Here is a 6000-nt window from a genome sequence, read left to right on the forward strand (position 1 = left end):
AATTCAAACAGCTTCTAAAATTTAGATGGCTTTTCAAAGACGCAATCCACCCTTAAGGTTACGCCATATACCGCCGGGTCGCCAAGATGCGCAGCGCCAAAATCATACGCATAATCTACGTAGCGCTTATCGAAAATATTCCGGCCCCACACATAAAAACCAAGTTTGGAAATATTAATGCCAGCCTGCACATTTACAAGATTGTAACCACTTTGTTTTAACTGGTTGGCAAGGTCGAAATATTGTTTGCCTATATACATCCACTCCATTCTTACAGTTGCAGTAACTGTTTTGCTAAATGCATAGCTATACTGCGCGGCGAGCGCAGATGTTATATCAGGCGTATATACCTGCTTATTGCCATCAAGCTTCACCGCTTCTCCATTGGAAGCAATATTTAAAGAGGTGTAATGTGCATCCGTATAGCCAAAGCTGTAATTTATATTCAGGCCTTTTACAGGCTTGGCACGCAGTTCTGCTTCCACACCTTTTGTAATAAGCTTGCCTGCATTTTTTGTTACGGTTATGGCATCCGGCAGAATAAGCGTTGGCACCTGCGCATCTGTTATATTGGTATAAAAAGCGGCAATATTTAATTGAAGTTTTTTATCAAGCAGGTCATTTTTCAAACCTATTTCATAATTATTGCTATGCTCAGGTTTATAAATAAATAACGGTGGCTGAGATGGGTCTGATGAAAGCTGGCTTATGCCACCGGGCCTGAAACCTTTGCTGAAAGTGGCATACACCAACTGCTGCTCATTCAGTTGGTAAGATGCACTAACCCTTGGCGAGAATGCGCTGAAATGCGCCGTTGCAACTGTATCGGGTTGTGTTATTACAGCATCTGTCCCATCTGCCTGGAAAGCGCCTTCCACGTTTTGCTTTTTATGTTCATAATCATAACGGGCGCCCAATGTTAGCTGCAGTTTATTGGTTACAGCATAGCTTACCTGTATATATGCTGCTATTCCATAGCCTTTCAATACATTGGTATTAATACTTGAAAAATCTGTAAGCGGCGACCCGACAGCAGCAGCGTCTTCGCCAAAATGCGTTGCCTGTTTTACAGGGCTGCTTTGAATAAAGCCATACAGGCCGCCAAGCCATGTAAGCTTATGATTACCGGAAGGAGAGCTGAAGCGAAATTCCTGTGTGCCCACTTTTACATTGTTCCACTTATGGCCATAATTGTTGATGATGGAAACAGCATCAAGCGATGAAAAATCTCCATCCAAGGGATCAGTATAATACCGGTAATTATTCTGATATGCCGTTTGCGATGTAAAGTTCAATGCGCGCCCTGTATAATTTGCGCTTAAAGACGCATTGAAGGTTTTATCGCGCATAACAGAAGTTGCATTCTGATTAACCACAAAAGGATCCTGCAGGGCTTCATCCAATCCTGAAACCAATTGAAAAGGCCCATTGTTATCTACATCAAGATGTTTGGCATTCAGCGTAAAGCTAAGTTTATCGCTGGCAAGAAATTTTACAAAATAATTTCCCATCCAGCTATGCTGCTTATCAAATTTTGAATTGTTATAAGCATTGCTGTAAAATCCATTCCGGCCTTCATACATACCACTGGCGCCAATAAATAATTTGTTATTGATAACCGGTAAGGAAAAACCGGCATTGTACTGCTGCAAACCAAACTTACCTGCATTTATTTCAGCAAATGCCCTTGCTGTGTTGGTTGGTTTTCTTGTAATGATATTGATGATGCCGCCCGTTGAATTACGGCCATACAAACTGCCCTGCGGCCCGCGCAATACTTCCATGCGCTCCACATCGAGCAGGCGGGCAATATAGGTATCAAGGCCAAACTGGTTAACGCCATCAATATACGTGGCAACAGCAGGATCGTAAGAGGTAGTGGTAATGCCGCGGATGGAAGTAAGATTCCTGTTATCGCCGGGGTTTGATACATACATACCGGGCACAATGGCGGTTAATTGTTTTGTATTCCACAATTTATAATCCGCAACATCTGCTGCGCTTAAAGCCGTTATGCTTAGTGGTACTTTTTGTACATCCTGCTCTGTTTTTTCCGTTGATACAACAACGTCATCCAGTTTTTTAACAGATGGAGAAAGCCTTACATTAATAACCGTATCGTTTAAAAAAGAAATGTTTTGTATAATGGTGGCATAGCCTGTATGCGAAACCTGTAATGAATATTTGCCTTTATTCAGGGAAAAAACGGTATTGCCCGACGCTCCGGTAACAACATTCATATTGGAATTAAGCACGTAAATACTGCTACCCGGGAGCAGTTGGCTTTGTTCATTGTAAACATTTACAGTTACCTGTTGTGCTTTTAATAAACATGGCAAAAAAATAAGTGCAAGGCAATTGAGCAAATTGTATTTCATTAACCGGGATTCTTATCAGTCTATTAAATAAATTATAATGCGTGTAAAAATACAAGCATGTTTAGTATATGCGCCTTATTGATAATTACTTTTACAGAAACCCAGGCAAAAAAATTTTGCAACCGGTTTCCGTTATAATTAAACGAAGAATACAATGTATAATGGCGCCGTTGCAATTCAGTGTAAAAGTTGTAAGCATTCTTTGTTGGAGTGGTATTCTTCAAAGGTGCGCACAGAGCAATGTTACAGGACTGATTTTACCGCTCTGTTACTACAAAAGTTATTCTTTGCCGCTGGTAAAATTTCACAGGCATTTCATCGCACAGGCCGGTCTTCCAGGCCGGCGACTGGCTCATTAATTTTCTTACTTCAGCAGCCGTGCCGTAACCGGGGTCTTCAAGAACAGTAAGGTTAGCTATAGAGCCATCGGTATTTACGGTAAACATTATATCAACATAATAAATTCCTGCAGGCGAGCTGTTGTCTGCAGGCGCCTGCGGGTTTAATTTTTGCATCAGGAACCTGTTCCATTCAGCGCTTGAAGTATCTCCGTTAATGGCCGGCGGCACTAAGTTTTTGCAAAACATGGTATCGCCTTTCTCATTTGTTACAAATGCAGCGCCGTCTTTTTTCTGCGCATAAACAGGAAAATGTTTTTTATGCAGTGTTACCAGCACAAGACCATTCTTTGCCTCATTTTTATCCACAAACTCCAGCGCTGCTTTTTTAGAATACACTTCTACCTTTAATATACCTGTATCAGCAATTTTTAAAAGATCAGTATAGGTAGCTGGCTTGTTGTTTATTTTTATTAATGCAGTTTGTAACGATACTTTACTGGAAAGCCGCAGGTTTAAAAATGATGGAGGCTGTGCAGATGACCGGGTACCTGCAGAGATCGCTGTAAGTAACAGGAGGGCGCTTAGCAGTTTCATTTTATTTTTCCTTCATCGCAAACGTACGATATAAATATTATTGATGAATAAGGCACCGAAGCTTCGGGCAGACCCATTAAAATTAGGATAATCCACAGTAGTGGAAATAATACCGCCATTGTAAGAAGCAGCCTTATCCGTGAAATTCTGAAAGCGCTGAGCCGGGAGCCTGGAAAAGTTATGCTGAAGGCTGGCAACAGGTAAACAATTACCCTGCTGATTTTTACGACGCCTTCCTTATGCGCCGGGAATAATGTATTTGCCGGGGAAGGGCATATTCACATCTGGTAAGCAATGCATTCATTTTCGAAACTTAGCTAAGTTTTTGCCTTCACCCTTTGGAGAGGGCTTTATGGTAAGGTACATTTGCGCCATGAACAAAAAAGTAAGGGTGCGTTTTGCGCCTTCACCAACAGGTGGCCTGCATATTGGTGGTATGCGTACCGTATTATTCAATTATTTGTTTGCAAAACATCATAACGGCGATTTTATTGTGCGTATTGAAGATACAGACCAGAACCGTTTTGTGCCCGGTGCGGAAGCATACATTTTTGAATGTTTGAAATGGTGCGGCTTAGAACCCGGTGAAAGCGTTATGCATGGCGGTGAATTTGCGCCTTATCGCCAAAGCGAAAGGAAAGAAATGTACAGGCAGTATGCAGAACAACTGGTGAAGGAAGGCAAAGCCTATTATGCATTTGATACGCCTGTTGAGCTGGAAGAAAAAAGAAAAACCGTTCCCAACTTTCAGTACAGCCAGGCAACACGCAGCGGGATGAAAAATTCATTAACATTAAGTCAGGATGCAGTAAATAAATTACTGGCTCAAAACATTCCGCATGTAATACGCATAAAAATGCCGCATGATGAAACGGTAGGTTTTGTGGATATGATACGCGGCGCTGTAAATTTTAATACTTCCCAGACAGATGATAAAGTTTTGCTGAAAGCTGATGGCATGCCAACGTATCATTTGGCGGTTGTTGTAGATGATTACTTAATGAAGATAACGCATGCATTTCGCGGTGAAGAGTGGCTGCCCTCCTCTCCTGTTCATATTTTATTATGGCAATATTTGTTTGGCTTGGATAATATGCCGGAATGGGCGCATCTGCCGTTGATATTAAAGCCTGATGGAAAAGGCAAATTAAGCAAACGCGATGGCGACCGTTTGGGCTTTCCGGTGTTTGCCATGAACTGGACTGATCCTAAAACCGGAGAGCTTACAGCGGGTTTTCGTGAACGGGGCTTTTTGCCGGAAGCCTTCATCAATTTTCTGGCATTGCTGGGCTGGAATGACGGAACGGAACAGGAAATTTTTTCTTTACGTGAACTGGTAGAAAAATTTTCAATGGAACGGGTGCATAAAGCCGGCGCAAAGTTCGATTATGAAAAAGCAAAATGGTTCAACCATGAGTGGATTAAGAAGTCCACTGTCCACGGCCTACAGTCCACAGTAAAACCTTTACTCATAAATGCAGGCATTGAAATTAATGACGATGAAAAATTTAAAACCGTTATTGAACTGGTTAAAGACCGTTGTACATTATTGCCTGATTTTGTACAGCAATCTTCCTTCTTTTTTCAGTCGCCTGAAGCAATTGATATTAATGCTATCAAACCAAAATGGAATGAACATAAGGAGCAATTTTTTGCTGAGCTAATCCGCATGTATCAGCTTGCAGATACATGGCAGCATGAGGCATTGGAAAATTCATTTAAAGAATTGGCAGCCGCCAGCCAGATAAAGCCCGGCGATGTTTTATTGCCTTTGCGCATCATGCTGGTGGGCGGCAAGTTTGGGCCTCATGTATTCAACATTGCAGAAGTACTGGGCAAAGAAGAAACCATCAATCGTGTAAAGCATACATTGTCATTATTAGAGCAGTGAGCTGTAAGCTGCAAGCCAGACAGATAGGTCTGCAGTTGATGCTTTGAAAACTGTGAACTGTCATCGGTCAACTGTCATCCATCAACCAATTACACATTCATGATCTTCTTCCGGTATTGCAATGGGCTTAACTGCATTTTTGATTTAAACGTTTTATGAAAATGCGACACATCGTTAAACCCGCTGTCAAAACAGATGGATGCAATGCTGGCATCTGTTTGTGCGAGCTGCTGCGTGGCAAAGTTTATCCTGTAATCTGTTACGGTTTCCATAAATGTTTTGCGGGTTATTTGTTTGAAGTATTTGCAGAAGGCATTGGGTGTCATATTGGCTTTTGCAGCGGCTTTATCAAGTGAAATATTTTTCCGGTAATGTTCTACAATATAAGCAAAAACTTCATGCAGCCTTGGATGATTAAATTCTGTCTGCACATTTGAATGCGCGTCATCATTCAGTAAATAAATATCCTTTGAAAGGCTCAGCATTTGAAGCAGCTCAATTAAAAGAACCAGTTTTTGAAAGCCGTTTTTTCTTCAAACAGTTTTAATATTAATAAAGATGCTTTTGCCGATACTGGTTTTGAAAAACAAATACCGCTGCTGCTTTTTTTGAGTAATCTCATTATACCTGCAAATTCATTCAGCCCGAAAAAGCCTTTGAGTAATTTTTCATTCTCAAATTGTATTACAAAAGCGCCGGCTTTCTTGTTTTTATACTCCTCGCTGGATAAAAATGTGCAATCATTGATTTGCCAAAGTACAAATCTATTCTTATTGCCAGCCTTACTTAATGTAAG

General features: G+C 41.1%; 5 protein-coding genes. 1 reads left to right on the forward strand and 4 read right to left on the reverse strand.

Annotated features, from left to right (window positions below; all coding sequences use genetic code 11):
- Nucleotides 1–14: 14 nt before the first annotated feature.
- The gene (locus QM629_RS14450; RefSeq protein ID WP_415160595.1) at nucleotides 15–2378 is read right to left on the reverse strand and encodes a TonB-dependent receptor; all 2364 of its coding nucleotides are present in this window, start codon (nucleotides 2376–2378) and stop codon (nucleotides 15–17) included.
- Nucleotides 2379–2635: 257 nt separating this feature from the next.
- A complete protein-coding gene (locus QM629_RS14455; RefSeq protein WP_415160596.1) occupies nucleotides 2636–3313 on the reverse strand; it encodes an energy transducer TonB in 678 nt (225 codons plus the stop codon).
- A gap of 373 nt (nucleotides 3314–3686) precedes the next feature.
- Between QM629_RS14455 and gltX the strand changes: the two genes are divergently transcribed.
- The gene (gene gltX / locus QM629_RS14460; RefSeq protein ID WP_415160597.1) at nucleotides 3687–5204 is read left to right on the forward strand and encodes a glutamate--tRNA ligase; all 1518 of its coding nucleotides are present in this window, start codon (nucleotides 3687–3689) and stop codon (nucleotides 5202–5204) included.
- Nucleotides 5205–5293: 89 nt separating this feature from the next.
- Here the strand turns inward: gltX and QM629_RS14465 are convergent, their stop codons facing one another.
- Together QM629_RS14465 and QM629_RS14470 are read right to left on the reverse strand one after the other, a co-directional pair.
- Nucleotides 5294–5689, reverse strand: a complete 396-nt coding sequence (locus tag QM629_RS14465; protein ID WP_415160598.1) for a helix-turn-helix domain-containing protein — start codon at nucleotides 5687–5689, stop codon at nucleotides 5294–5296.
- A gap of 14 nt (nucleotides 5690–5703) precedes the next feature.
- The coding region (locus QM629_RS14470) for a hypothetical protein (protein ID WP_415160599.1) at nucleotides 5704–6000 on the reverse strand (297 nt) is incomplete at its 5' end.

The sequence above is a fragment of the Parafilimonas sp. genome, from assembly GCF_047606085.1.
Taxonomy (GTDB): domain Bacteria; phylum Bacteroidota; class Bacteroidia; order Chitinophagales; family Chitinophagaceae; genus Parafilimonas.

What these genes read in the sequence shown, in the direction of transcription:
- QM629_RS14450 (WP_415160595.1), bottom strand. Translation starts at nt 2,378, where the DNA reads ATGAAATACAATTTGCTCAATTGCCTTGCACTTATTTTTTTGCCATGT.
- QM629_RS14455 (WP_415160596.1), bottom strand. Translation starts at nt 3,313, where the DNA reads ATGAAACTGCTAAGCGCCCTCCTGTTACTTACAGCGATCTCTGCAGGT.
- gltX (WP_415160597.1), top strand. Translation starts at nt 3,687, where the DNA reads ATGAACAAAAAAGTAAGGGTGCGTTTTGCGCCTTCACCAACAGGTGGC.
- QM629_RS14465 (WP_415160598.1), bottom strand. Translation starts at nt 5,689, where the DNA reads ATGCTGAGCCTTTCAAAGGATATTTATTTACTGAATGATGACGCGCAT.